This window comes from Leifsonia sp. Root4, from assembly GCF_001425085.1.
Lineage (GTDB): Bacteria > Actinomycetota > Actinomycetes > Actinomycetales > Microbacteriaceae > Microterricola.
In genome coordinates this window covers 1-24714 of sequence record NZ_LMDN01000003.1, presented here as the reverse complement: position 1 = coordinate 24714, position 24714 = coordinate 1, and the positions used below count along the sequence as shown (strand labels likewise).

Sequence of the window (24714 nt, the reverse complement as noted above, 5' to 3'; positions counted from 1 at the left end):
ACGCGAGTCGCAATGATGGGTACGCTCATTGAGGCGCATTGCATTTGACGTGCCGCTCGGCGGGCAGTGACCCGTCGCACTCAGCTCGAACGAAAAGGAAACACCGTGTCTGATCGCGCAAGAATCAAAGGCCACATCGTGACCCGCACCGTGCGCCTCGAGGCCTCACGCGCGAGCGTCTGGAAGTCTCTGACCGACCCCGAGGTGATGGTCAAGTGGTTCGGAGACGGTGTGAGGTTCGCCGCGCTCGAGCCCGGTGCTACTGGCAGCATCGACTGGGATGGCTACGGCAGTTTCCCGATCGAAATCACCGAAGTGGTGCCCGAAAGCTCGTTCGGCTTCCGCTGGTCGGGAATCCCCGCCGAGGAGCTCGACGAGTACTCGACGCATGTACGCTTCACCATCTCCGACGCTGGCACCGGGACCGATGTCACGGTGATCGAATCGGGCTTCGACACACTCCCCGGCGGTACCCGCTACCGTCGCGAACGTCTTGAGCAGAACCGAGAGGGCTGGGACGTCGAACTCGACGAGCTCGCACTCCTGTTCAAGGGTGTCACCGAGTAGTTCACGATTACGAGGGAGTCGCTCGACGAGTTGGCCACCTTGCTCGGCCGGTAGAGGACTATTTGGCAGGGCGCAGAGGGTGTGCGCGAAAGTCCCGAAAAATCGTCCAGTGATTCAAGCGGCCTGTGGGCCTCAGGAACAACCCGCCAGGACGCCCATTAAAGCCTGTTGCGGTCATTGGGTATCACCTGCGGACGCGCACGACCCGCGCGCGGAACCGCAAAGGTGTCCTGCTCCTCCACGATCCGCTTGGCGGCCACTAGCGCGCTACGAGCTTGAGCAGTATCGCGTGGCTGAGCCGCCAGCTTTGGGACCGGTCCGAGCGCGCTCGCGCCGACGATGGCGTAGAAGCCGTCGCCGATATCGAACTGAAGCTCTACCTCAGCCTTGCTTACTATCTCTGCCTCGAAGTCGATGACCCTAGTCGGCCAAGTCATCGTCCCGACGCGGACGGACTTCGTGTCGCGATGCAATAAGTTGTCACCCGCATCCAGCTTCGGACGAATCTCCCGGTTCGGGCCGTCGACGGTGATGCTGCCCGCGCCGAGCGAGCCGACCAGAGCAACGTGTATTGAAGAGAGCTCGCGATGCTTGTCTTCGTCATTGAGCTCACGAAGCCCGAGCAACCCTCGATAAGGACCGCGGAGCGGCTGAATTCGCTCGTATCGATCGCGTAGCCATTCTGGGGCAGCCCGATGCCCCTGCTTCCAGCTCCGCCAGTCCTTGCCGTTGTCGGTCAGTGGAAACTCTACTCGGCGAGCGTCGAAGTCGGCCGCGCCGAATCGTGTGAACATGAGCTGGTTGAGCTGATTCAGCGCGCTGCGGGTGTTAAGGGTGAGTTCGCCAAGCGAAGCTGACCCAGCGTCGTGCGGAAACAACCTGGTGCTCGAGACCGAAACCGATAGCCGGCGGTCGTCACCGGGGACTCGTGTAGCGATCGTTGCGAGCGTGGTTTCTGCTCGCCAGCGTGAAAAATCACGCTGCAACTTCTTGCCAGCGCGGAGCGCGCGCGTCAGCTTCACCCGTATCCCGGCGAGTTCATGCAATTCGAGACTTTTACGGGAGCCGACGCCGAACGCACTTGTCACCGGCGGTAGCTCGGGATACCTTGCATCCACAAACTCTATCGTCGGCCTCGGGCTGCGCTCGCTTCAAAGGGCCACCCGCGACGAGCACCCCTGATCACGCCGTCGCCCGCTCGAGGATCGCTGAGCGCACCAACGCTGTCCGCGCTGGTGGAAGCCCCGATCGCGCCCGCAGCGCGGTGAGCTTCCCGGACCCGGCCCGGCTCGAACGGGCGGCCACCCTCACCAGACTGCGGGCAGGACGCATCCTTACCGGGTAGATGCGCCTTGGGCGGGTTCTTCGCAAGAGTAGCGCCGCTTAGACAAGTCCCGCGCTTCCGAGCGATCTTCAATTCGGTGCGGCGCGAACCGGCACCACCGTGGCTGCGGACTATTCGCTGGGCCTGGCGTGCTCTAAGCTGGCGCACTGGCTGTTCGCCGGGGCCAGCGTCTCGTAGGCGCTGAGTGTCGTGACGAGAGACATCAGGAGACCGTGGTGACGGACAGCACTAGCCTCGTATCGCTGACGCCCGCAGCGATCGCAGTGGTCGAAGCCATCGCCGCGGCCGGCGGTCGTCCACTGGTGGTTGGCGGCTCTGTTCGCGACGCCCTTCTGGACCGTCGGGGCAAGGACGTCGACCTTGAGGTTCATGGACACACGAGTGTCGCCGAGGTCACGGGAAGACTCTCGGTCCTCGGTCATGTCGATCACCGCGGCCAGGCGTTCGGCGTGCTGGCGATCAAGGTCGATGGTCAGGACTTCGACATCTCGTTCCCGCGCCGGGACTCGATTGCCGGCGCGGGCGCTCGCGGGTTTGAGATCGATGTCGACCCGAACATCTCCGTGGAGGAAGCCTTCGGTCGTCGCGACTTCACCATCAACGCGATGGGTTGGGACCCACTCACCGGCGAGCTCATCGACCCGTACGACGGCGCAGCCGACCTCCGTGCCGGGATCCTCCGCCACACCACAGCTTCGTTCCGGGATGATCCACTGCGCGTGCTTCGCGCGGTTCAATTCGCTGGCCGGTTCCGGTTCGTTCTCGCCCCGGAAACGGTCGTCGAGTGTTGCGACATCACCGCTGCGATCGCCCGCAGCGGAGGACTGCGTAACGCTGTGTCGTTTGAGCGGGTCTGGCAGGAATGGCGCAAGCTCGCGCGTCGCGGCCTAGCTTGGACGAATGCGATGGACGCACTCGTCGACACCGGCCTGATCCAGTTCTACCCGGAACTGGCCGCCACCCGCGGCGTCGAGCAGGATCCAGGCTGGCACGCGGAGGGCGACGTATGGACCCACCTCGCCCTCGCCGCTGAGCAGGCAGCGCTGAACGCTGAGCGCGACTGCCTGTCCGGAACAGACCGTGAGGTGGCCGTGCTCGGCGCCCTCGTGCACGACCTCGGAAAGGTCACCCACACGCAGAACACCGATGGGCGGATCACCAGCCGGGGTCACGCCGCAGCCGGGGTGGCCCCCGCGACCGCGTTCCTCCGCAGCATCGGCGCCCCGCACTACCTGATCACCCGCATCGCCCCGATCGTGCGCGAGCACATGTCCCACATCGGCATCGATCAGCCGACCCCGTCCCAGGTACGCCGGCTGATCCGTCGACTCGACGCCAACGGAGCCGGTGCGACCATTCACGACTGGGCCCGAGTCGTCGATGCCGACTGCGCCGGCCGCGGACCGTCCGCGAAGCCGAGCCCGGCGAACCGGTGGCTGGACGTCGCCGCAAACACGACCGTCGGCGACACGCCACGCAAAGGCATCCTTACCGGCGAGCACCTCATCGCTCGTGGATACATTCCCGGACCCGAGTTCACACCACTGCTCGCCGCCGCGCTTGACGCCCAAGACGACGGCTCGATCCACGACGAAGCCAGCGCACTCGCCTGGCTCGACGAGTACGAAGCGAATCACATCGAGAGATAGCCGCTTCCAATCCTGACCCGCATGGACTAGGTACGTCTTCACATCGCTGCTCGCGGGATCCAGGGCGTGAGCACCTCTCACCGGAAGAGGATCACGAGGGAGCGGATACACACCTATCTGTTATGGGAAAGATCCGGGCCGTACTCGTCGTCTCGACGATGCCGTCCAAGTCAGGCAGCGCAGTTCGGTTAACGATTGCTCCTCGAAGAGAAAAAGCCCTGATCACGTGGTGGCGGCGATTCGCCACCACCGCCAAAAGCCCCTGATCCGATGACGACACGGCCATCTCAGATGGGAAGTCCGGATCAGAGGTGCTGCAGAAGTGAAAGTGATGGGTTTTCGATGGGAGGATCAAATCTCTTAACCTAAAAAGTCCCGGAAACCCTCAGGTTTCCGGGACTTTCTGGTCGGGCTGACAGGATTTGAACCTGCGACCCCCTGACCCCCAGTCAGGTGCGCTACCAAGCTGCGCTACAGCCCGTAGTCTCTGGTTGGCCGCCAGCGTGAGTAACCTCAGCTGGCGCTTCGCCCGAAGACAACTTGTCAATAATAGCGCGAAGTTCGGCTGCCGCTTGCCACTTTGAATCCGCCGGGCGTGTTCCGCTCGGATTCCGGATGCCGCCGCGCAATAGTCCGCACGACCACGACGCGTGGCGCCGCTGGCAAAGCCCGGATCAACGGCGAGATCGCGGCATCTGTAGCGCCGGGTCGGTGCCGCGACCTAGTGTTTTCTCATGAGCGAACTCGGCGAGGTGAGCATCGTGTCCGTCTCCGACGCGCCCTGGGGCGACGTCGAGCGCGTGTTCGGCACGCGCGGTGACCCGGCGGGCTGCTGGTGCCAGTACTTCAAGCTGTCCAACGCCGCGTGGACCGACGCGGAGCCCGCCGAGTGCAAGACCCTGCTTGAGAAGCAGGTGCGGGCCGCCGCTCCCCCGCCGGGCGTCATCGCCTACCGCGACGGCGAGGCGGTGGGCTGGTGCGCCGTGGAGCCGCGCCCGAACTACAGCCGCTTGGCGCGGAGCCGCGTGGTCGCCGGAGGAAGCCCGGAGGATCCGGACGACGACGGCGTGTGGGCGGTCACCTGCTTCGTCGTGCGGGTGGGGCACCGCCGCAGCGGCATCGGCGGCGCGCTGCTGCGGGGCGCCGTCGAGCAGGCGCGCACACTCGGCGCCCGCGTGATCGAGGGCTACCCGGTCGACGTGGCCGTGCGCGGCAAGACCAGCTCGGCCGATCTCTATCACGGCACCTTCTCGTTGTTCCTCGGGGCCGGCTTCGCCGAGGTGGCGCGGCCGAGCCCGGACCGCTCGGTGGTGCAGCTACGAGTCGGCGACTGAGACAACGCCGCGCCAGCTCATAGCTCGTTCATAGCAATCGCCGGTAGTGTCAATCGACCGCTCCGGCACCCCGAACGCAAGGAAATCATGTCCAGCACCGCTGCACCCCGCGCCACTCGCGCCACCAACTTCCCCGTCATCCTGCTATGGGTGGCCTCGCTTGCCGCCGCCGCGGTGGGCTACCTCATCATGACGAACTCGATCAACGCCCAGGCCGAGCTCTACGCCGCCGGCTCACAGGACGTGCACGCCATGCTCACCGGCCAGTCCGGCGCCACGCTCGGCACGACGCTCATCGGCGTCGGCGTGCTGGGCCTGCTGCTGGCCCTCGCCGTGCACGCGCACAACTTCGCGCTCGCCCAGGCCCAGGCCGCCCTCATGGTTGACGACTTCGACGAGTTCGGCGCCGACTTCGACGAGACCGAGATCGTGCACAGCACGAGCACCCCGGCCGACGCGACCTCCGCCAAGGCCACTGTTGCCGAGCCCGTTGAGGTCGTCGAGGTCGTTGAGGTCGTCGAGGAAGAGGTCATCGTCGTGGCGGATGCCGCCGACGAGGCCCCGGCCGCCGACACCAAGCCGGCGACGCCCGCTTCTTAATTCCCGTCACAGCAGTGCGCACAGCGCTGTGACCCGCGCTCTGGCGCCGACCGGCCTCGCCGTTCGGCGCCAGAGTCATTTTCGGAGGGGCGTTCCGCGTCGCGAATGCCGCGGGAGTATGGTCGGTGCATGGGCACGCACGCACAATCTGAGCAGCCGCACCCGGTTGTGGTCGGTGTCTCCGCCGGACAGCCGCCGCAGGTCGTCGAGCAGGCCGCGCAGTTCGCGGCCCGGTTCGGCGCGGAGCTCGTCTGCGCGCATGTGAACCCCGGGCGCTTCGACACGGCGGAGTCCCCGGACGGCTCGGTGTTGACGGCGCCGCTCGATCCCGACTTCGCCGACGAGCGCGATGCCGCGTTCGACGCCCGTCTGGCCGCCGGGCTGGCCGTGCTGCTCGATGGCAGCGGGATCCACTGGCGCACCCTGGCCCTCGCCGGCGACGTGCCGACGGCCCTCTCCCACCTCGCCGACACCCTCGACGCGTCGATGATCATCGTCGGCGGCCACCCGCACACCCTCGGCGGCAGCCTTCAGGACTTCTTCACCGGATCCGTCGCACTGGCCCTCACCCGCCGCCAGTCACGCCCCGTCGTCGTCATCCCCACCCACACCGCCGACGAAGCCGGCTCGCACTCTCGGCCGACCGAGTGACGCCCGGCATCCGGCCGCCACACCTGCGTGCGGCGCCCATCGCACTGGTCGCGCTCGGCGGGACCGTCGGCGTCGCCGCCCGTGAGGCGCTCACGCTCCTCGTCCCGTCGCTCGGCGCCCTGCCGCTGGCCATCGGGCTCGTCAACCTGCTCGGGGCCTTCCTGCTCGGCGTGCTCTACGAGGCACTCACCCGCCCCGACGGCGAGCGTCCCGCTGCCCGCACCCTCCGCCTGCTGCTCGGCACCGGCTTCTGCGGCGGCTTCACGACGTACAGCGCACTCGCCGTCGACACCGCGCTGCTCCTGGGCGACGGGCAGCTGAGGATTGCCGCCGGCTACGCCCTCGGCACCGTGCTGCTCGGCGCCTGCGCCACCTGGGGCGGCATCGCACTTGGCCACGCCATCGCCGCCCGGATGCCGCACGCCGCGGCGCAGCAGGGAGCGACGTCGTGACTCCCCTGCTGTTCGCGCTGCTGGCGCTTGCGGGCGGGGCCGGAGCCGCCGCACGCTTCATCCTGGACGGCGTGATCCGCAGCCGGCTGAAGACGGCCTTCCCGTGGGCGACGACGGTGATCAACCTATCCGGATCGCTCGCGCTGGGCGTGCTGACCGGACTCACCGCCGCGCACCTGCTGCCGGAGCAGCTGAGCGTCGTGCTCGGCGCCGGCTTCCTCGGCGGGTACACCACCTTCAGCACGGCGAGCTACGAGACCGTGCAGCTGATCCGGCAGGGGCGCTACGGCGCCTCGCTGCTCAGCGGGCTGCTCATGCTCGTGCTCTGCGTGGCGGCCGCGAGCCTCGGGCTGTGGCTCGGGAGCTCGCTGTAGGCGGCCTGCGCTGACGACGGTGCCCGCGAGGTCTCGATACGCTCGTTCCTCGCTACTCGACCGGCAAACTGTGCGGGCACTCCCGCCGGACGAGCTCGAGCGGCAAACTGCCAGAACTCTGCTGGTCGAGTAGGCCGCCTGCGGCCGTATCGAGACCGAGGTCCGTGCGAAGGCTCGAGCCCGTGAGGCCTCGATACGCTCGTTCCTCGCTACTCGACCGGCGGGAGTGGCCGTTAACGACGCAACGCGCCCGACCGAAGGGCCGGACGCGTTGCAGGAGCGTCTTTGCGCTGGGCTCTTAGCGGGCCCGCTTCTCGCGGACGCGCATGTTGACGAAGATCGGCGTTCCGGCGAAGCCGTAGATCTCGCGCAGGCGGCGCTGGATGTAGCGGCGGTAGCCCGGGTCGAGGAATCCGGTCGTGAACAGCACGAATGTCGGCGGACGGCTGGAGACCTGCGTTCCGAACAGGATGCGCGGCTGCTTGCCTCCGCGCACCGGGTGCGGGTGTGCCGCGGTGAGCTCGGCCAGGAAGGCGTTGAACTTGCCCGTCGCGATGCGGGTGTCCCACGACTCGAGGGCGAGTTCCAGCGCGGGAACGAGCTTCTCGAGGTGGCGGCCGGTGCGGGCGGAGATGTTCACGCGCGGGGCCCACGCCACGTGGGCCAGGTCCTGCTCGATCTCACGCTCGAGGTAGCGGCGACGGTCGTCGTCCAGCAGGTCCCACTTGTTGAACGCCAGCACGAGCGCGCGGCCGGATTCCAGCACGAGGTCGATGATGCGCACATCCTGCTCGCTGAGCTTCTCGCTCACGTCGAGGACGACGATGGCGACCTCGGCCTTCTCGAGGGCTGTGCTGGTGCGGAGCGACGCGTAGAAGTCGGCGCCCTGGGCGAGGTGCACACGACGACGGATGCCGGCGGTGTCGACGAATCGCCAGATCTTGCCGCCGAGCTCAACCTGCTCGTCGACCGGGTCACGGGTGGTGCCGGCGAGCTCGTTGACGACGACGCGCTCTTCGCCCGCCGCCTTGTTGAGCAGGCTGGACTTGCCGACGTTCGGGCGACCGAGGATCGCGACGCGGCGCGGTCCGCCGACCTCTTCCTTGGCGACGGCCGAGATCAGCGGAAGCTTCTTGAGAACCTCGTCGAGCATGTCGGCGACGCCACGGCCGTGCAGGGCCGAGACGGGGTACGGCTCGCCGAGACCGAGAGACCAGAGTGCAGCGGCATCCGGCTCCTGGCGGGAGTCGTCCACCTTGTTGGCGAGCAGGAAGACGGGCTTGCCGCTCTTGCGGAGCATGCGCACGACCTGCTCGTCGGTCGACGTGGCGCCGACCTTGGAGTCGACGACGAAGAGCACGACGTCGCAGAGGTCGATTGCGACCTCTGCCTGGGCGGCGACGGAGGCGTCGATGCCCTTGGCGTCGGGCTCCCAGCCGCCGGTGTCGACGAGCGTGAAGCGGCGGTCGTTCCACTCACCCTTGTACGAGACGCGGTCACGCGTCACGCCGGGGGTGTCCTCGACGACGGCCTCACGGCGGCCGAGGATGCGGTTGATCAGCGCCGACTTGCCCACGTTGGGGCGGCCGACGACGGCGATCACCGGCAGGGCCGGCAGGTACTTGATGGCGTCGGGGTCTTCGGTCGCCGCGTCGAGCACGTCGAAGTCTTCGTCTTCGAGCTCGTAGTCGGCCAGGCCGGCGCGCAGCGAGTGCGCGCGCTGGACGGCGAGGTCCTCGTCGAGCGTGTTCATGCGCTCGGCGAGGTCGTCGTTCGCGTCGAACTCGTCGGTGTCGATATCAGTCATGAATGTCTCCTCGTGCTGATTTCGACAGGCTCAATCAGCGGTTCTGGCTGTGGCTGCTCAATCAGCGGCTTTTGCGTTGCTGATCAATCAGCGGTTTTTACGTAGCTGATCAATCAGCGGTGGTGTCGGTGGCGGCGATCACCGCGATGACGGCATCGACGGTTTCGGCAAAGTTCAGGTCGGTCGAATCGACCGTGGTCACGCCTTCTGCGGCATTCAGAAAGTCGACCACGCGCGAATCGGCCTGGTCGCGCTTCTTGAGCTCGGCTCCCGCGGTTGCGGCGGCGTCATCGTGCAGCTCGGCAGACCGTCTGGCCATTCTAGCCTCTTCGGATGCTGTGAGTAGGATGCGCACGGGCGCATCGCGTGCGACGACCGTCGTGATGTCGCGGCCTTCGACCACCACGCCGGGTGCGTCGACACCGGCGGCGATGCTCCGGAACAGCTGGACGAGGTGGCTGCGCACCTCGGGAACGCGGGCGATCGCGCTGACCGCAGCGCTCACCCGGGGCTCGCGGATCGCGTCCGTGACGTCGTTCTCGCCCACGCGCACGTAGTACCCGGCCGGGTCGGTGCCGATCTCGTAGTCGAAGTCGGCGAGGGCGCGGATGACGGCATCCGCATCGTTCTGGTCGATGCCGCGCTCGAGCACGAGCCAGGCCAGCGCACGGTAGGCGGCGCCGGTGTCGAGGAATCCGTAGCCGAGCCGGGTGGCGACGGCCTTGCTCACGCTGGACTTGCCGCTGCCGGCCGGGCCGTCGATCGCCACGAGGACGGGCCTGTTCACCGTGGGGTTCGGGGTGGACTCTGTCATGCTTCAGCCTGCAATCCGCCAGCCGCGGGCGACCAGCTCGGTGGTGAGGCGCTCGACGGCCTCAGGAACGATGGAGATCTCGGCGAGGCCGACCTGCACACCCGGCGAGTGCTCGAGGCGCACGTCTTCGAGGTTGACGCCGATCTCGCCGATCTCGTTGAAGAGTCTGGCCAGCTGGCCCGGCTTGTCGTCGACCATCACGATCATGGTCGCGAAACGCTTGTCGATGCCGTGCTTGCCTGGCAGCCGGGCGACACCGGTGTTGCCCCCGGCGATCTCCTCCGCTACCCGGCGGCGCGCGCCCGGTGCGTCGACGTCGTCGAGGGCGTCGATGAAGCGGTCGAGGTCCTCGCGGTAGGCGGAGAGGATCTCGCGCACCGGCGCGGCGTTGGCGCCGAGGATCTGCACCCAGAGTTCGGCGTCGCTCGCGGCGAGCCTGGTCACGTCGCGCACGCCCTGCCCGGCGAGGTTCACGGCGGAGCTCGGGGCGTCGACGAGGCGTCGGGCCAGCAGGCTCGAGACGACCTGAGGAACGTGCGAGATCAGCGCGACACCGCGGTCGTGCTCCTCCGGGCTCATCTCGACGAGCGTCGCACCGAGGTCGAGGATCAGGTCATCGATCGCGCTGGCGCGCTTGTACGAGATGGCGTCGTGTGCCGCGACGACCCAGGGGCGGCCGACGAAGAGGTCGGCGCGCCCGGAGAGGGGGCCGCCGCGTTCCCGGCCGGCCATCGGGTGCGAGCCGATGTAGCGGGAGATGTCGGCACCGCGCTCGCGCAGGCTCTGCAGGATCTGCAGCTTCACGCTGGCGACGTCGGTGACGATCGCGTCCGGGAAGTCGGCCAGTTCGCGGGCCACGATCTCGGCCGTGACGTCCGGCGGGACGGCGACGACGATGAGCTGCGGCCGGTCTCCGGATGCCGCGGCGCGCCCGGCGCCGAGGTCGGAGGAGATGCTGACCACCGTCGGCGACGCGTCCGCCAGGAGCACCTCGATGCCGCGGGCGCGGAGCCCGAGGCCGATGCTGGTGCCGAGCAGGCCGACGCCTACGATGCGCACCGGGCCGCTGAGCCGGCTCTCCAGCTCCGGCGTCGGGGTCTGCGCTGTGGTCTCTGCCGTGGGATCCGCCGCCATCAGAGTCCCTTCCGCTTGGGGCTCTTGTCCGCGGTGCGCACGGCGTGGCTCTGCTGCGCCTCCGCGCCGTCGCGCGAGATGGTGAGCACCTGGCCGAGCTCGGCCTTGGTGAGCTCACGCATCTGGCCGATCGGCAGCGTGCCGAGGCTGAGCGGGCCGAACTGGCGGCGCACGAGGTCGACGACGGGGTGGCCGACCTCGGCCAGCATGCGGCGCACGATGCGGTTGCGCCCGGAGTGCAGGGTGATCTCGACGACGCTGTGCGTCTGCGAGCCGGCCGGGTCGGAGAGGATTCGGGCCTTGTCGGCCTTGATCGGGCCGTCGTCGAGCTCGATCCCCCGCTGCAGCAGTGCGACGGTCTGTGCCGTCATCTTGCCGCGGACCTTGGCGACGTAGGTCTTCGTCACGCCGAAGGAGGGGTGCGCGAGGGTGTGGGCGAGGTCGCCGTCGTTGGTGAGGATGAGCAGCCCGCTCGTCTCGGCGTCGAGGCGGCCGACGTTGAAGAGGCGCTCGGAAAAGTCCTTCGTGAAGTAGCTGAGGTCGGGGCGGCCCTGCTCGTCGTTCATCGAGGAGACGACGCCGGTCGGCTTGTTCAGCATGATGTAGCGCTTGGTCGCGTCCAGCTGCACGCCGAGACCATTCACCGACACGAGGTCGGTCTCCGGGTTGACGCGGGTGCCGAGCTCGGTCACCGTCACGCCGTTCACCGCGATGCGGCCCTCGACGATGTACTGCTCGATCACACGCCGGGAGGCGATGCCGGCTGCGGCGAGGAGCTTCTGCAGACGAACGCCGTCGGGGCCGGCATCCGGGGTCAGAGGGGGAAAGTCGTCATCGTAGGTCATGGCTGAATCCTTCCGCGCCGTCCTCGAGCAGAGGAGAAATCGGCGGCAGTTCGTCGAGGGAGTTCACGCCGAGCTGCGTCAGGAGCAGATCGGTCGTGGCGTAGTTGATGGCGCCGGTTTCGGCGTCGGTGAAAGCTTCGGTGATGAGTCCGCGGCCGAGCAGCGTGCGTACGACGGAGTCGACGTTCACGGCCCGGATGGAGGCGATGGCGCCGCGGCTGATGGGTTGCTTGTATGCGATGACCGCGAGCGTCTCCAGCGCGGCCTGGGAGAGCTTGCTGGGGTTCTGGGTGACGACGAAATCGGCGACGACGGTGTCATACTCCGCGCGCACGTAGAACCGCCAGCCTCCGCCGACCTCGCGCAGCTCGAAGCCGCGCCGGATGCCGGCTGGCTGGCCGTTCTCGTCGAGCCCGTCGTAGTCGTTGACGAGGCGGGCGACGGCGGCCGCGGTCTCGGCGACGGGGCGGCCGAGCGCGGTGGCGAGGTGTACGAGGCCCTGCGGTTCGTCGGCGACGAGCAGGATCGCCTCCAGCGCGCGCTCAATGTCGATGTCTTTGTCGAGCTCGCGCACAGTGGCAGTCGCCGTCGCTGTCTCGGTTTCGGGCGCGGTGTCGGTCGACGTCTCCGCGTCGGTGTCGGGCACGGTCTCAGTTTCAGGCATCATAATCGGCTCCGAGGTTGGCGAGGCTGTCGTCGGTCCAGGATTCCGCTGTCCAGCGCAGGGTGAGCTCTCCGAGCGGCTCGAGCTGCTCGAAGGCGATCGCCGCGTGCCGGTAGAGCTCGAGCACGGCCAGGAAGCGGGCGATGACGATGCCCTTCTGGCTGCCGGACTCGTGGTCGAGGCCACTGATCAGCTGGCGGAAGGTCGTCGGCTCTCCCCCGCGCAGCACCGCGACGATGTGGGCGGCCTGCTCCCGGATGCTCACCAGCGGGGCGTGCAGGTGGTCGAGGCCGACGACGGGGATGTCGCGGGGGGTGAACGCGAGCGTCGCGATCGCCGCGAAGTCGGCCGCGGAGAGCGTCCAGACGAGTTCCGGGGTCTGCTGGCGGTACTTCTCCTCCAGGCGCACCGTGCGGGCGTGCCTGCTGGACTCGAGCTCGAGGTGGGAGCCGAACCAGGCGGAGGCCTCCTTGAACGCGCGGTACTGCAGCAGGCGGGCGAAGAGCAGGTCGCGGGCCTCGAGCAGGGCCACGTCCTCGGCGTCGACGAGCTCACCCTGTGGAAGCAGCCCGGCGACCTTGAGGTCGAGCAGGGTGGCCGCGACGACGAGGAACTCGCTGGCCTGGTCGAGCTCTTTCTCGGAGTCGAGGCCGCGCAGGTAGGCAATGAACTCGTCGGTCACCCGGCTGAGCGAGACCTCGGTGATGTCCATCTCGTGCTTCGAGATGAGGCTGAGCAGCAGGTCGAATGGGCCGGAGAAGTTGCTGAGGGCGACGCTGAAGCCGGCGTCGATGGGCTGAGCGGGCGCGGCCGCGCTAGGCGACTGCGCCACGACTGACCAGCTCCCGCGCGAGCTGCCGGTAGGCGCGCGCTGCCGCGTGCTCCGGCGCAAACTGAGTGATGGGGGCACCGGCGACGCTGGCGTCCGGGAACTTCACCGTGCGGCCGATGACCGTCTCGAGCACCTTGTCGCCGAAGGCGTCGACGACGCGTTCGAGCACCTCGCGCGAGTGCAGGGTGCGCGAGTCGTACATGGTGGCCAGGATGCCGTCGAGCTCGATGGCGGGGTTCAGGCGGTCGCGCACCTTGTCGATGGTCTCGATCAGGAGTGCAACGCCGCGGAGCGCGAAGAACTCGCACTCCAGCGGGATGAGCACGCCGTGGCTGGCGGTGAGGGCGTTGACGGTCAGCAGGCCGAGGGACGGTTGGCAGTCGATCAGCACGACGTCGTAGTCGTCGCTGACCTTGCGCAGCACGCTGGCGAGGATCTGCTCGCGGGCGACCTCGTTAACGAGGTGCACCTCGGCGGCAGACAGGTCGATGTTGGCCGGGATGACGTCGAGCCCCGGCACCTTGGTCTTCTGGATCGCGTCACGCGGGTCGACGGAGCGCGAGAGCAGCAGGTCGTAGATCGTGGGCACGTCGTGCGTGGGAACGCCGAGGCCGGCCGAGAGGGCGCCCTGCGGGTCGAAGTCGATGGCGAGCACGCGGCGGCCGTACTCGGCCAGTGCGGCACCGAGGCTGATCGTCGTCGTGGTCTTGCCGACGCCGCCCTTCTGGTTGCAGAGGGCGATGACCCTGGCCGGTCCGTGGCCCTTCAGCGGGGCCGGAACCGGGAAATCGGTCTGCGGGCGGTTGGTCGGGCCGAGGCCTGCACCTGCCGCACCCGCCGCCGGTCGGCCCAGGGCGGAAAGTTCAGCGAGGGGAAGTTCCGCCGAGTTGTCTCGCATACTCGCCACGCTGATCTCCTGGTCTGGGCCTGCGCCCATCAAACATTGCCCAACAAACATCGTGCCCGGTGAATTCGTGGACCCGACGGTGCCACCGGAGTCGCCGGAAGCACGTGTTCGATTCTAGCGAGCGCGAGGGTGGGCACTCGTGTACATATCGCGGAGTGTATCGGCTGTGACCAATGTGTATATCTGCGTGGTGGCGACAGAGGAGTGACCGAGAAGCTCCTGCACGACGCGCACATCAGCGCCACCGGCCAGCAGATGGGTCGCGAAGGAGTGCCGCAGCGTGTGCGGGGACACCTCGACCTCGAGCCCGGCGCGAGCGGCGGCGGCCCGGATGATGAGCCAGGCGTTCTGCCGCGACACGCGCTGGCCGCGCAAACCGAGGAAGAGGGCAGGCGTCGCGGTGCCACGCCGGGAGAGCACGGGGCGGGCACGCACGAGGTAGGCGTCGATGGCCGCCCTGGCGAAGCTGCCGACGGGAACGATGCGCTGTTTGCCGCCCTTGCCGAGCAGCCGCACGACCTCGCGGTCGATCACATCGTCGACGTTCAGGTCCACCGCCTCAGAGACGCGCGCCCCGGTCGCGTAGAGCAGCTCGAGCAGTGCGTGGTCGCGCAGCTGCTGCACCTCGTCGCCGCGGGTCGCATCCAGCAGCGCCTCGACCTGTTCGATCGTGATGGCCTTGGGCAGCCGGCTGCCGAGTTTGGGCGGTTTCGTTTCGTGGGCGGCATCCGTCTCTGTCGTGCCCTCATCGAGCAGGAAGCGGTGCCAGCCGCGCACGGAGGAGAGCACCCTGGCGATCGAGGAGGCCTTCAGCGGCTCCTCCTCGCGCGTGCCGAGGTGGCGCACGAAGTCGCTCACGTGGTTGCTCGTGACGGCGGAGGGGTCGTTGATGCCCTCATCGGCCAGCCAGCGCGTGTAGAGCGCGAGGTCGCGGCGGTAGGCGGCGACGGTGTTGGCAGAGAGCCCGCGTTCGACGGTGACGTGGCGCAGGTAGTTCTGCACGGCGCGCTCGACGTCGCTCGGCGGGGTCGCCGGGGCTGTGTGGGGAACCGCAATCACGGCGGTCGCCGCGGATTCCGGCTCGGCCGTCACGCGCCGAACGCCTCACTCTTCGGATGCCGGGGCCAGATCACGTCGCCGGCCTCCAGGCCCCGCCATCCGCGGGATCTGGCCACCGTGGCCGCAAGCACGCCGACGACGAGCGACGGGTTCTGCAGTTCGCGGGCCATCACGGCGTCGACGGCCTCGTCCAGCGTGACCCAGCGCAGCTCGATGTCTGCCTCCTCGTCGCTGCGCGCGAAGGCCTCGGCGGTGGCGCTCAAGCCACGGGCGAGGTAGATCCGGATCGCCTCGTCACTGCCGCCCGGCGAGGTGTAGAACTCGCTGAGCACGCTCCACTCGCTCGCCTCGAGATCGGCTTCCTCTGCCAACTCACGCTGTGCGGCGAGGAGCGGGCTCTCGCCACGCACATCGAGCAGCCCGGCCGGGATCTCCCACTCCCGCGTGCGCACCGGATGCCGGTACTGCTTGATCAGCAGCACCCGCTCCGCCTCATCGATCGCGAGCACGGCGACGGCACCGGTGTGGTCGACGAAATCGCGCTCGATGACCGCGCCGTTGTACTCGAAGCTCTCGCGGCGCACGTCCCAGACACGGCCGGTGAAGACCGTGCTGGACGAGAGCACCTCGACCGCCTGCGGCGTGTCAGCCAGCGGCGAAGCGGCCACTGCCGAGGCGGCAGGCGGTTCGCGGTGCTCATCGTTGTTCGTCATGCGCGATGCGCCCTCGTCTTACTCGGCGTCCTTGACCTCGAACAGGCGGCTGGCCTGCTGGCGGTCGAGTGCGGCGGAGACGAGGCCGCGGAACAGCGGGTGCGCGTTGTTCGGGCGCGACCGCAGCTCGGGGTGCGCCTGGGTGGCCACGTAGAACGGGTGCTGATCGCGCGGCAGCTCGACGAACTCGACGAGCTGGCGGTCGGGCGAGGTACCGGAGAACGAGAGGCCGGCGGCCGAGATCTGCTCGCGGTAACCGTTGTTCACCTCGTAGCGGTGACGGTGGCGCTCGGTGATGAGCGTCGAGCCGTAGAGCTCGGCGACCAGGGAGTCCTCGGCGAGTGCGGCCTGGTAGAGGCCGAGGCGCATGGTTCCGCCCAGGTCTCCCCCTGCGATGATCTCGACCTGCTCCTCCATCGTCGCGATCACGGGGAACGCGGTCTCCGGGTCGAACTCCGTCGACGATGCACCCGAGAGGCCCACCTTGTTCCGGGCGTACTCGATGACCATGCACTGCAGGCCGAGGCAGAGGCCGAGGGTCGGGATGCCGTTCTCACGCGCGAACTTCAGCGCACCGAGCTTGCCCTCGATACCGCGCACGCCGAAGCCGCCTGGCACGCAGATGGCGTCGAGCTCGGCGAGGTTGCGCGCGGCACCCTCCTCCGTCTCGCACTCGTCGGAGGGGATCCAGTTGATGTTGACCTTGGTCTGCTGGGCGAATCCGCCGGCGCGCAGCGCCTCGGTCACCGAGAGGTAGGCATCCGGAAGGTCGATGTACTTGCCGACCAGGCCGATCGTCACCTCGTGCTTGGGCTCGTGCACGGCGTCGAGCACCGTCTGCCAGCCATCCCAGTTCACATCGCCAGCCTTGTTCAGGCCGAGCTGCTCGATGATGTAGGCGTCGAGGCCCTGAGCGTGCAGCACGGTCGGGATGTCGTAGACGCTGCGGAGGTCCGGCGTGTTGATGACGGCTTCCTCTTCGACGTCACACATCAGCGCGATCTTGCGCTTGTTGCTCTCCGTCACCGGGCGGTCGCTGCGGAGCACGAGGGCATCCGGCTGGATACCGATCGAGCGCAGCGTTGCCACGGAGTGCTGCGTCGGCTTGGTCTTCTGCTCACCGGAGGCGCCCATGAACGGCACGAGGGAGACGTGCACGAAGAACACGTTCTTGCGGCCGAGCTCGTGGCGCACCTGACGTGCGGCCTCGAGGAAGGGCTGCGACTCGATGTCACCGACCGTGCCACCGACCTCGGTGATGATCACGTCGGGCTGCGGCTCTTCGGTGGCCTGCAGGCGCATGCGGCGCTTGATCTCGTCGGTGATGTGCGGAATGACCTGCACGGTGTCACCGAGGTACTCGCCGCGACGCTCCTTGGCGATCACCGTCGAGTAGATCTGGCCGGTCGTCACGTTGGCGGCCTGGCTCAGGTTGATGTCCAGGAAACGCTCGTAGTGACCAATGTCCAGGTCGGTCTCAGCCCCGTCGTCGGTCACGAAGACCTCGCCGTGCTGGAACGGGTTCATCGTGCCCGGATCCACGTTGAGATAGGGGTCAAGCTTCTGCATCACGACGCGCAAACCACGCGCCGTCAGAAGGTTGCCCAGGCTCGCGGCCGTGAGGCCCTTGCCCAAAGAAGAAACGACACCACCGGTCACAAAGATATGCCGAGTCGTGCCGTTCGAGTTGTCCGCGCTAATATCCACCACGGGCTTCCATCCTATCAGTGCTTTGCAGGCTGTGCAGCCTGGGCGAGTTCAATGAGTTCTCTGGCGTGAGCGAGACCGCTCTCCGAGTCGGGCAGTCCAGAGAGCAGGCGGGCCATCTCGGCCTCCCGCTCCTGGCCCTGCAACAGCTGAACGCTGCTCGCCGTGACCGACCCGGAGCCGTCTTTGACGACGCGCAGGTGGTTCTCGGCGAAGGCGGCGACCTGGGCCAAATGTGTGACAACGATGACTTGCGCGGATTCCGCCAGCCGGGCGAGTCGGCGCCCGATCTCGATGGCGGCCGCGCCGCCGATGCCGGCATCCACCTCGTCGAAGACGAAGGTCGGCACCGGATCGGTTCCGGCCACGACGACCTCGATGGCGAGCATCACCCGCGAGAGTTCGCCGCCGGAGGCCCCGCGCCCGAGTGGGCGGGGTTCTGCGCCGGAATGCGGCTTCAGCAGGATCGAGACGGCGTCGCCGCCGCTGGAGCCGAGCGCGTCGCGCCGGCTCACCTCCACCACGAGGGCGGCGTCCGGCATGGCCAGGGCCCCGAGCTCCGCGGTGACCTCGCGGCCGAGTCGTTCTGCTGCGCTCTCGCGGCGTGAGCTGAGGTCGGATGCCAGCCGCTGCAGCAGATCGCTGTCGGCCGAGACATCGGCCTCGAGCTCTGCAATGCGCTCGGCGTCGCCGTCGAGTTCGAACAGCCGGTTGCTGCCGAGTTCGAGCGCCTCGATCACCTCGTCGAGGGAACTGCCGTACTTGCGCACGATCAGGGCGAGCTCCGCGCGCCGTTCCTGCACGATCTCGAGCTCCCTGGCACCGTCGGCGTCGAGGCCGGCCAGGTAGCTGGAGAGTTCGCCGGCGGCATCCGCCAGCAGGAATTCGATGTTCGCGATGGATTCGGCGATCGGGCCGAGTGCCGCATCGTGCGCGGCGACGCGCTCGACGGCGCGTCTGGCCGCGTTCAGCAGCGCGACGGCGTCCGGGGCGTCGTCGCTGCCGCCCTCGTTCTCGGCCGAGAGGTGCTCGCGGGCGATGATGGCCGCCTGGCGCAGCTCCTCGAGGTTGCTGAGGCGTTCGGCGCGCTCGGCCAGCTCGACGTCTTCGCCGGGCAGGGGCGCAACGGTCTCGATCTCGGCGAGGGCCGCTCGCAGTTCCTCGGCCTCGCGGGCGCGTCGGTCCCGCTCGGTCAGGAGCAGCTCGAGCTGCTCGTGGTTGGCCTGCCAGCGCCGGTAGGCGTGGCCGTAGTCGGCGAGCACGGCGGCGAAGTCCGGGCCGGCGAAACGGTCGAGCGCCTCGCGCTGCGCAGTGGCCGAACGCAGACGCATCTGCTCGGACTGCCCGTGCACGACGACGAGGTGGTCGGCGAGCTCGGCGAGAACGGCGGCGGGCGCCGAACGCCCTCCGACGATGGCACGGCTGCGTCCCTCGGCAGACACCGAGCGCCCGAGCAGCAGCTCCGGGCCGTCGAGGTCTCCCCCGGCCTCCCGCACGCGCTCGGCGACGGCGCCGTTCTCCGGAACGAGCCAGCGTCCCTCGACCCAGCTCTGTGGCTGCCCCTGGCGTACGGCGCCGGCATCCGCCCGCTCGCCGAGCAGCAGGCCGAGCGCGGAGACGACCATGGTCTTGCCCGCACCGGTCTCGCCGGTGACTGCGGTGAAGCCGGGGCTGAGCGGGAGGGTCGCCTCGGCGATCACGCCGAGGTCACGAATCGTCAGTTCTTCAATCACGGCCGATCGGCCCCCGCCAGCCGGTGACCGGCAGTTCGAATTTGTTCACGAGGCGGTCGGTGAACGGCGCCTGGTGCAGCCGGGCCAGGCGCACGGGAACCGGGCTGCGGCGCACGACGACGCGCGCGCCGGGCGGCAGGTCATGGGCGCGGCGCCCGTCGCACCAGAGCACGCCGGAGGCATCGGTGCGCGCCAGCACCTCGACGGCCAGCGAGGAATCCGGGCCGACGACGAGGGGGCGCGCGAAGAGGGCGTGCGCGCTGAGCGGCACGAGGAGCATGGCGTCGAGCGTCGGCCAGACAATCGGCCCGCCGGCCGAGAAGGCGTACGCCGTCGAGCCGGTCGGGGTCGACATCACGACCCCGTCGCAGCCGAAGGTGGAGAGCGGGCGGCCGTCGACCTCGATGACGACCTCGAGCATGCGTTCGCGGCTCGCCTTCTCGACTGTGGCCTCGTTGAGTGCCCACGTCTCGTAGATGACCGTCTCGTCGACCTTGACCCGCACGGAGAGCGTCATCCGCTCCTCGACGAGGTAGTCGCGCTGGAGGCCCCGGGCGATCGCCTCGCTGAGGTTGTCGCGCTCACTCTCGGCGAGGAAGCCGACGTGGCCGAGGTTCACGCCGAGCAGCGGCGCCGAGGCCCCGCGCACGAGCTCCGCCGCGCGCAGGATGGTGCCGTCGCCGCCGAGCACGACGACGAGTTCGAGGTCTTGCGGCTGCACGTCGACGCCGAGCAGCAGCAGCGAGCCGCCGTGATCGGGGAAGAAGTCGCGCAGGTCGTCGCCCTGGTCCGCGGGAATCACGGGGGTGGCACCGGCCGCGCGCAGCTGCTCGCAGGTGGCAACGGCGGCCTCGAGCGCGTCACGGCGCCCGGTGTGCGCAACGACGAGGATGGGGCGTTGCACAGGCGTCATAACGTCATGCTCCCGTCGTGGCTGTTACTCGGTCGATCCATTCTGACGGATCAGCGCCCTCTGTGGCGCTCAACCAGACCAGATACTCGTGATTTCCCGATCCGCCGGCAATCGGGGAAGCCACGAGACCCGCCGTGCGGAGCCCGAGATCGTGGGCTGCCCACAGCACACCGTTGACCGCTTCCGCGCGGAGGCCGGGGTTCTTCACGACACCCTCACGGATGCCGGTGCGCCCCACCTCGAACTGCGGCTTGACCAGCAGCACGAAGTCGGCGCCCGGCTCGGCGGTCTCGACGAAGGCCGGCAGCACGGTGAGCAGCGAGATGAAGGAGAGGTCGGCGACCACGACGCTCGGTCGTTCCGGCCAGCGGCTGGCTGCGGCGAGTGACTCGGCGCTCATGTAGCGCACGTTGTAGCCCTCGACGAGGGTGAGCCGTTCCTCCTCGGCGAGCTCAGGCGCGAGTTGGCCGTGGCCGACATCGACGGCCAGCACCTTGGCCGCGCCGCGTTCGAGCAGCACCTGGCTGAATCCCCCGGTGGATGCTCCGGCGTCGAGCACGGTGGCACCGTCGATCGTGACGGGGAAGGCGTCGAGTGCTGCGATGAGCTTGTGCGCTGCGCGGCTCACGTAGTGGTCCGCGCCGGCAACCTCGATGCGCTGCGATGGAAACACCTTGGTGGCCGGTTTCATGACCGGTTTGCCGTTGACGGTGACGAGCCCATCGGCGATGAGCGTCGCCGCGTGGGTGCGCGAACGAGCGATGCCGCGCTCCGCCAGAGCGGCATCCAGACGGATGCCTGCGTTGTGATCGGTCATTACCGGCCTTGCGTTCGCGGGGCGTCGCCGCCCTCGAGTCGGTCGCGCATCTCATCGTGGAGCTGCACGTATGCGTCTGCGCGCTGCGCCAGCGGCTGGTGCTCGATCACGCGCAGGCGCGGAAGAAGGGCGTCATCGGCGGGAGTCGCCGGTGTGGTCGCCGACTCGTCGCGCTCGCCCTGCTGTTCGTCGTATGTGCTCACACGGCCACGTTACCGCCGGCGACCGACACGGGCGCCGAGGCGCTCCCATCGCTGACGGCGGCATCCGTGTACAGCGACTCCGGAACGTTCAGGCCGTAGATCGCGCGGCCCGAGGCCCAGATCACGGCGCAGGCGGCGCGGAGCAGGTCGATCCCGCCGTCGCCCGGCTTCACGATCTGCACGTCGTTTCCGCGGAGGCGCACCACGGCGCCGTTGACGCTCGCCTGGCCACCATCGGCCGAGAGCACGGTCTCCGGGTACGATTCGTGCAGCTGGCGCAGGTCGTTCAGGAGATAGCGGGGGCGCATGTCGGCGCCGGCCGCCAGTGCCTGCTTGGCCTTGTCGATGCCGGTGAGCACGAGAACGGAGTCGATGCCGGCCCGGTTCGCACCGAGGATGTCGGTGTCGAGGCGATCGCCGATGAAGAGCGCCTTGTGCGCGCCGAAGCGGTCCTGGGCGACCTCGAAGATCGGCACCTCCGGCTTGCCGGCGACGAGCGGCAGGCGCCCGACGGCGGTGTGCACGGCGGAGACGAGCGTGCCGTTGCCCGGCGCGATACCGCGGGCGACGGGGATCGTCCAGTCGGTGTTGGTGGCCACCCACGGGATGTCGGCGCCGGGCCCGGTCGGGGCGAGCGCGAACGCCGCCTCAGCGAGCTGGGTCCAACCGATCTCGGGCGTGAAACCCTGCACGACGGCATCCGGAAGGTCCTCGGCCGAGCGCGTGACGCGGTATCCGGCCTTCTCGACCTCGACGATCAGCCCGTCGCCACCGATGACGAGCACGAGCGCGCCGGGCCCGATGAGCCCGGAGAGCAGACGCATCGCCGCCTGCGGCGAGGTCACGACGTCGTCCGGCTGCACGTTCAGGCCGAGTTCGCTGAGGTGCTCTGCGACGGAACGGTCAGAACGCGAGGCGTTGTTCGTGATGTAGCCGACCCTGGCCGAGCCACTCGCCCGGTTGAGGCTCTCCACGGCGTGGGGAATCGCGTGCGGGCCGGCGTAAACGACGCCGTCCAGGTCGGCGAGGAGCACGTCGACACCGTCGAGCGGTGTTGCGGATGCCACGGCTTTAGGCTTCCGGCTGAACAGCGCCATCGTCCACCAACTCGGCCTTCGCCTTCTTCACGGTCTTCTTCGCGACGGCGGGCGCGGACTCCTCGACCGGGGCAGCCTTCGCCGCCTTCGCGGGCTTCTCAGCCTTCTCGATCTTTGCGGGCTTCTCGCTCTTTGCGGCCTTGGCGGCCTTCGGAGCCTTGGCGGGCTTCTCGGCGGTCTCGGCGGTCTCGCTCGTCTCGGCCTTGGCGGCCTTCGTCGGCTTCTCAGCCTTGACAGCCTTCGCCGGCTTCTCAGCCTTGGCAGCCTTGACTGCCCCTGCGGCCTTCGCCGGCTTCTCGGCCTTGGGCTCCTTGACCGCCTTCGCGGCCTTTTTCGGTGCAGCCTTCTTCGGTGCAGCCTTCGTCGGTGCGTCCTCGGCCGGGGCCTCGTCCACAACGTCGACGGTCACGTCGGCGTCAGCGGCCGGCTCGGCCTCGGCGGGCGCGGCGTCATCCGACGACACCTCGTCAACGGCGTCGGCCTCGCTGTGGCCGCTGTCGTCGCTGGCGTCATCCTCGAGCACGATGCCCTCGGCAACGCTCTCGTCGCCGAGCTCGATGTAGTCGTAGTCCTCCTCGTACACCGAGATGGTCTCGGTGCCGTCGTCGCCGTACGCTGCACCCAGCGCTGCGGCAGCGCGGTTGGCGCGGGCGCGCCACTCGGCGGCGTCGGCGTCGCGGCCGAGCTCCTCGAGCACCTCGGCGTAGGCAGCGAAGAGCGGCGGGCTGTAGCTGAACGCCGTGTTCGGGTTCAGCTGCGGAATCTCGAGCTCCACGAGTGCGAGCTCGGGCTGCTCGAGGTCGAGGCGTGCACCCGACATCGCGATGGCGAGTTCGGCCTGCACGGAGTCGGGCAGGGTGCTGCGATCGATGCTGCGGCCGAGCTCAAGGGCGCGGTCAGGGCGTCCGACTCCACGCTCGCTGTCGACCATGAGCGCGATCTGGTCATTTTTGCCCGAGATCCGGCGGTAGGTGCGCAGCTCGCGCAGAGCAAGCGCGAAGTCACCGGTCGCGTACGCGGTCACGGCGAGCGTCTCGCGCACGATGGCGATGCGGCCGGCACGGCGTGCGGCCGACGTCACGTGGCGGTGCGCCAGTTCGGGGTCTTCGTCGATCAGTCGGGCGGCCATGGCGAGGTGCTTGGCCACCCACTCGGCGTTGTCCTTGGTGAGCGTCTTCAGTTCGTTGCGTGCAAGGCGATCGAGGTCGGAGCTCGAGACGTCATCGGGAAGCTCCGGGTCATCGTGACGCGGGCGAACCATGCGCAGCTCGTGCTGCCTCCGCTGCTCCTCGGTCATCTCCTCGTCGTAGCGTGCCTCGCGCTCGGCCTCACGGTCGTTGCGCGCCGGAGCGCCATCACGGGTCCACAGCTTGTCGCCACCGGCACGCGGGGGTCGACGGTCGCCATCGCGCGGCGGACGACGGTCACCGCTGTCGCGGTTCTCCCACGGCTTGCGGTCGCCGGAGCTGGCCGGACGACGGTCGCCACCGGAGGACGAACCTCCACGGTTCTCCCACGGCTTGCGCTCACCGGACGATGCCGGACGACGGTCTCCGCCGTCACGGTTCTCCCAGGGCTTGCGGTCGCCAGAGCCGGCCGGGCGACGGTCTCCACCGGAGGACGAACCTCCACGGTTCTCCCACGGCTTGCGCTCACCGGACGACGCCGGACGACGGTCACCGCCGTCACGGTTCTCCCAGGGCTTGCGGTCGCCAGAGCTGGCCGGACGACGGTCTCCCCCGTCACGGTTCTCCCACGGCTTGCGCTCACCAGAGCCGGCCGGGCGACGGTCTCCACCGGAGGACGAACCTCCACGGTTCTCCCACGGCTTGCGGTCGCCAGACGATGCTGGGCGACGGTCACCGCTGTCGCGGTTCTCCCACGGCTTGCGCTCACCGGACGATGCCGGGCGACGGTCACCGCTGTCGCGGTTCTCCCACGGCTTGCGCTCACCGGAGCTGGCCGGACGACGGTCACCACCACCGGAGGAGGAACCTCCACGGTTCTCCCACGGCTTGCGGTCGCCAGAGGATGCCGGTCGACGCTCACCTGAGCCGGCCGGGCGACGGTCGCCACCGGAGGAGGAACCTCCGCGGTTCTCCCACGGCTTGCGGTCGCCAGAGCTGCTTGGGCGACGGTCGCCGCTCGGTGCGGAATCGCGCTTCTCCCACGGCTTCTGCTGCGCCCCATCGCGCTGCGGCGGACGTGCGGAACCGCCTCGTGTCTCATTGCTTCGGGTGTCCCGCGAAGGACGCTTCTCGCGCTCGGGTCCCTGACCCTGGGATGAAGAATCACTCACGGTGCATTCCTGTTCTCTGTTAATGGGCGCCGCGAAACGCGGCATCCCTAGGCAATTATGACTTAACGAAAAATGGCCACCCTGTGAGGGGTGGCCATTTTCCAAAGTAAGTCCGGCGGTGTCCTACTCTCCCACAGGGTCCCCCCTGCAGTACCATCGGCGCAGAGAGTCTTAGCTTCCGGGTTCGGAATGTAACCG

24 protein-coding genes, 1 tRNA gene and 1 rRNA gene are annotated in these 24714 nt (G+C 68.6%); 7 read left to right on the top strand and 19 right to left on the bottom strand.

Annotated elements, in window-relative coordinates:
- Positions 1–105: 105 nt before the first annotated feature.
- On the top strand, positions 106–567 hold the full coding sequence (locus tag ASC66_RS09880; RefSeq protein ID WP_055838591.1) for an SRPBCC domain-containing protein: 462 nt from the start codon (positions 106–108) through the stop codon (positions 565–567).
- 158 nt (positions 568–725) lie between these two features.
- Here ASC66_RS09880 and ASC66_RS18125 read toward each other — a convergent pair whose 3' ends face one another.
- On the bottom strand, positions 726–1685 hold the full coding sequence (locus ASC66_RS18125) for a hypothetical protein (RefSeq protein ID WP_157509747.1): 960 nt from the start codon (positions 1683–1685) through the stop codon (positions 726–728).
- A 442-nt stretch (positions 1686–2127) separates the two neighbouring features.
- On the opposite strand from ASC66_RS18125, the gene ASC66_RS09865 reads away from it, so the two are divergent.
- Positions 2128–3561, top strand: coding sequence for a CCA tRNA nucleotidyltransferase (locus ASC66_RS09865; protein ID WP_157509746.1), 1434 nt, complete (start codon positions 2128–2130; stop codon positions 3559–3561).
- A gap of 404 nt (positions 3562–3965) precedes the next feature.
- Here ASC66_RS09865 and ASC66_RS09860 read toward each other — a convergent pair.
- Positions 3966–4042: transfer RNA gene (locus tag ASC66_RS09860), tRNA-Pro, on the bottom strand.
- Positions 4043–4295: 253 nt separating this feature from the next.
- On the opposite strand from ASC66_RS09860, the gene ASC66_RS09855 reads away from it, so the two are divergent.
- From ASC66_RS09855 to crcB, 5 genes are all read left to right on the top strand, one after another.
- Positions 4296–4895, top strand: coding sequence for a GNAT family N-acetyltransferase (locus tag ASC66_RS09855; RefSeq protein WP_055838581.1), 600 nt, complete (start codon positions 4296–4298; stop codon positions 4893–4895).
- A gap of 87 nt (positions 4896–4982) precedes the next feature.
- Positions 4983–5495: a hypothetical protein gene (locus ASC66_RS09850; RefSeq protein ID WP_055838578.1), complete on the top strand. Its 513-nt coding sequence runs from the start codon at positions 4983–4985 to the stop codon at positions 5493–5495.
- 129 nt (positions 5496–5624) lie between these two features.
- Entirely contained in the window at positions 5625–6146 is a 522-nt protein-coding gene (locus ASC66_RS09845; RefSeq protein ID WP_055838575.1) for a universal stress protein, read from the top strand.
- A complete protein-coding gene (locus tag ASC66_RS09840; protein WP_200944801.1) occupies positions 6143–6598 on the top strand; it encodes a fluoride efflux transporter FluC in 456 nt (151 codons plus the stop codon). The genes ASC66_RS09845 and ASC66_RS09840 overlap by 4 nt, the downstream gene beginning before the upstream one ends.
- Entirely contained in the window at positions 6595–6972 is a 378-nt protein-coding gene (crcB, locus tag ASC66_RS09835; protein ID WP_055838572.1) for a fluoride efflux transporter CrcB, read from the top strand. The genes ASC66_RS09840 and crcB overlap by 4 nt, the downstream gene beginning before the upstream one ends.
- A 298-nt stretch (positions 6973–7270) precedes the next feature.
- Here the strand turns inward: crcB and der are convergent, their stop codons facing one another.
- From der to rrf, 17 genes are all read right to left on the bottom strand, one after another.
- Positions 7271–8779, bottom strand: coding sequence for a ribosome biogenesis GTPase Der (der, locus tag ASC66_RS09830; RefSeq protein ID WP_055838569.1), 1509 nt, complete (start codon positions 8777–8779; stop codon positions 7271–7273).
- Between the two features lie 109 nt (positions 8780–8888).
- Entirely contained in the window at positions 8889–9593 is a 705-nt protein-coding gene (cmk, locus tag ASC66_RS09825) for a (d)CMP kinase (protein WP_055838566.1), read from the bottom strand.
- Between the two features lie 3 nt (positions 9594–9596).
- Entirely contained in the window at positions 9597–10727 is a 1131-nt protein-coding gene (locus ASC66_RS09820; RefSeq protein ID WP_055838563.1) for a prephenate dehydrogenase, read from the bottom strand.
- A complete protein-coding gene (locus ASC66_RS09815; RefSeq protein WP_055838560.1) occupies positions 10727–11572 on the bottom strand; it encodes a pseudouridine synthase in 846 nt (281 codons plus the stop codon). The genes ASC66_RS09820 and ASC66_RS09815 overlap by 1 nt, the downstream gene beginning before the upstream one ends.
- Entirely contained in the window at positions 11559–12236 is a 678-nt protein-coding gene (gene scpB / locus ASC66_RS09810) for an SMC-Scp complex subunit ScpB (RefSeq protein ID WP_082492316.1), read from the bottom strand. The genes ASC66_RS09815 and scpB overlap by 14 nt, the downstream gene beginning before the upstream one ends.
- A complete protein-coding gene (locus ASC66_RS09805; RefSeq protein WP_055838557.1) occupies positions 12229–13068 on the bottom strand; it encodes a segregation and condensation protein A in 840 nt (279 codons plus the stop codon). The genes scpB and ASC66_RS09805 overlap by 8 nt, the downstream gene beginning before the upstream one ends.
- The gene (locus ASC66_RS09800) at positions 13052–13966 is read right to left on the bottom strand and encodes a ParA family protein (protein ID WP_082492315.1); all 915 of its coding nucleotides are present in this window, start codon (positions 13964–13966) and stop codon (positions 13052–13054) included. The genes ASC66_RS09805 and ASC66_RS09800 overlap by 17 nt, the downstream gene beginning before the upstream one ends.
- A 123-nt stretch (positions 13967–14089) precedes the next feature.
- Positions 14090–15031, bottom strand: a complete 942-nt coding sequence (xerD, locus tag ASC66_RS09795; RefSeq protein ID WP_055840242.1) for a site-specific tyrosine recombinase XerD — start codon at positions 15029–15031, stop codon at positions 14090–14092.
- 32 nt (positions 15032–15063) lie between these two features.
- Positions 15064–15747, bottom strand: a complete 684-nt coding sequence (locus ASC66_RS09790; RefSeq protein ID WP_055838553.1) for an NUDIX domain-containing protein — start codon at positions 15745–15747, stop codon at positions 15064–15066.
- Between the two features lie 18 nt (positions 15748–15765).
- On the bottom strand, positions 15766–17457 hold the full coding sequence (pyrG, locus tag ASC66_RS09785; protein WP_082492235.1) for a CTP synthase: 1692 nt from the start codon (positions 17455–17457) through the stop codon (positions 15766–15768).
- A 14-nt stretch (positions 17458–17471) separates the two neighbouring features.
- A complete protein-coding gene (recN, locus tag ASC66_RS09780; protein ID WP_055838542.1) occupies positions 17472–19187 on the bottom strand; it encodes a DNA repair protein RecN in 1716 nt (571 codons plus the stop codon).
- Complete coding sequence (locus tag ASC66_RS09775; protein WP_055838539.1) at positions 19180–20100, bottom strand: NAD kinase; 921 nt, start codon at positions 20098–20100, stop codon at positions 19180–19182. Before ASC66_RS09775 ends, recN begins: the two co-directional genes overlap by 8 nt.
- 4 nt (positions 20101–20104) lie before the next feature.
- On the bottom strand, positions 20105–20917 hold the full coding sequence (locus ASC66_RS09770) for a TlyA family RNA methyltransferase (protein ID WP_055838537.1): 813 nt from the start codon (positions 20915–20917) through the stop codon (positions 20105–20107).
- Positions 20917–21120, bottom strand: a complete 204-nt coding sequence (locus ASC66_RS09765; protein ID WP_055838534.1) for a hypothetical protein — start codon at positions 21118–21120, stop codon at positions 20917–20919. The genes ASC66_RS09770 and ASC66_RS09765 overlap by 1 nt, the downstream gene beginning before the upstream one ends.
- Positions 21117–22217 (bottom strand): HAD-IIA family hydrolase, encoded by a 1101-nt coding sequence (locus ASC66_RS09760; protein ID WP_055838531.1) that lies wholly within the window; start codon positions 22215–22217, stop codon positions 21117–21119. Before ASC66_RS09760 ends, ASC66_RS09765 begins: the two co-directional genes overlap by 4 nt.
- Positions 22192–24516, bottom strand: coding sequence for a dermokine domain-containing protein (locus ASC66_RS18320; protein ID WP_200944800.1), 2325 nt, complete (start codon positions 24514–24516; stop codon positions 22192–22194). Before ASC66_RS18320 ends, ASC66_RS09760 begins: the two co-directional genes overlap by 26 nt.
- Before the next feature lie 110 nt (positions 24517–24626).
- Positions 24627–24714 (bottom strand): 5S ribosomal RNA (gene rrf, locus ASC66_RS09750); the annotation flags it as partial.

What these genes read in the sequence shown, in the direction of transcription:
- ASC66_RS09855 (WP_055838581.1), top strand. Translation starts at nt 4,296, where the DNA reads ATGAGCGAACTCGGCGAGGTGAGCATCGTGTCCGTCTCCGACGCGCCC.
- ASC66_RS09850 (WP_055838578.1), top strand. Translation starts at nt 4,983, where the DNA reads ATGTCCAGCACCGCTGCACCCCGCGCCACTCGCGCCACCAACTTCCCC.
- ASC66_RS09845 (WP_055838575.1), top strand. Translation starts at nt 5,625, where the DNA reads ATGGGCACGCACGCACAATCTGAGCAGCCGCACCCGGTTGTGGTCGGT.
- der (WP_055838569.1), bottom strand. Translation starts at nt 8,779, where the DNA reads ATGACTGATATCGACACCGACGAGTTCGACGCGAACGACGACCTCGCC.
- cmk (WP_055838566.1), bottom strand. Translation starts at nt 9,593, where the DNA reads ATGACAGAGTCCACCCCGAACCCCACGGTGAACAGGCCCGTCCTCGTG.
- ASC66_RS09820 (WP_055838563.1), bottom strand. Translation starts at nt 10,727, where the DNA reads ATGGCGGCGGATCCCACGGCAGAGACCACAGCGCAGACCCCGACGCCG.
- ASC66_RS09815 (WP_055838560.1), bottom strand. Translation starts at nt 11,572, where the DNA reads ATGACCTACGATGACGACTTTCCCCCTCTGACCCCGGATGCCGGCCCC.
- scpB (WP_082492316.1), bottom strand. Translation starts at nt 12,236, where the DNA reads ATGCCTGAAACTGAGACCGTGCCCGACACCGACGCGGAGACGTCGACC.
- ASC66_RS09800 (WP_082492315.1), bottom strand. Translation starts at nt 13,966, where the DNA reads ATGCGAGACAACTCGGCGGAACTTCCCCTCGCTGAACTTTCCGCCCTG.
- ASC66_RS09790 (WP_055838553.1), bottom strand. Translation starts at nt 15,747, where the DNA reads ATGACGAACAACGATGAGCACCGCGAACCGCCTGCCGCCTCGGCAGTG.
- ASC66_RS09775 (WP_055838539.1), bottom strand. Translation starts at nt 20,100, where the DNA reads ATGACGCCTGTGCAACGCCCCATCCTCGTCGTTGCGCACACCGGGCGC.
- ASC66_RS09770 (WP_055838537.1), bottom strand. Translation starts at nt 20,917, where the DNA reads ATGACCGATCACAACGCAGGCATCCGTCTGGATGCCGCTCTGGCGGAG.
- ASC66_RS09760 (WP_055838531.1), bottom strand. Translation starts at nt 22,217, where the DNA reads ATGGCGCTGTTCAGCCGGAAGCCTAAAGCCGTGGCATCCGCAACACCG.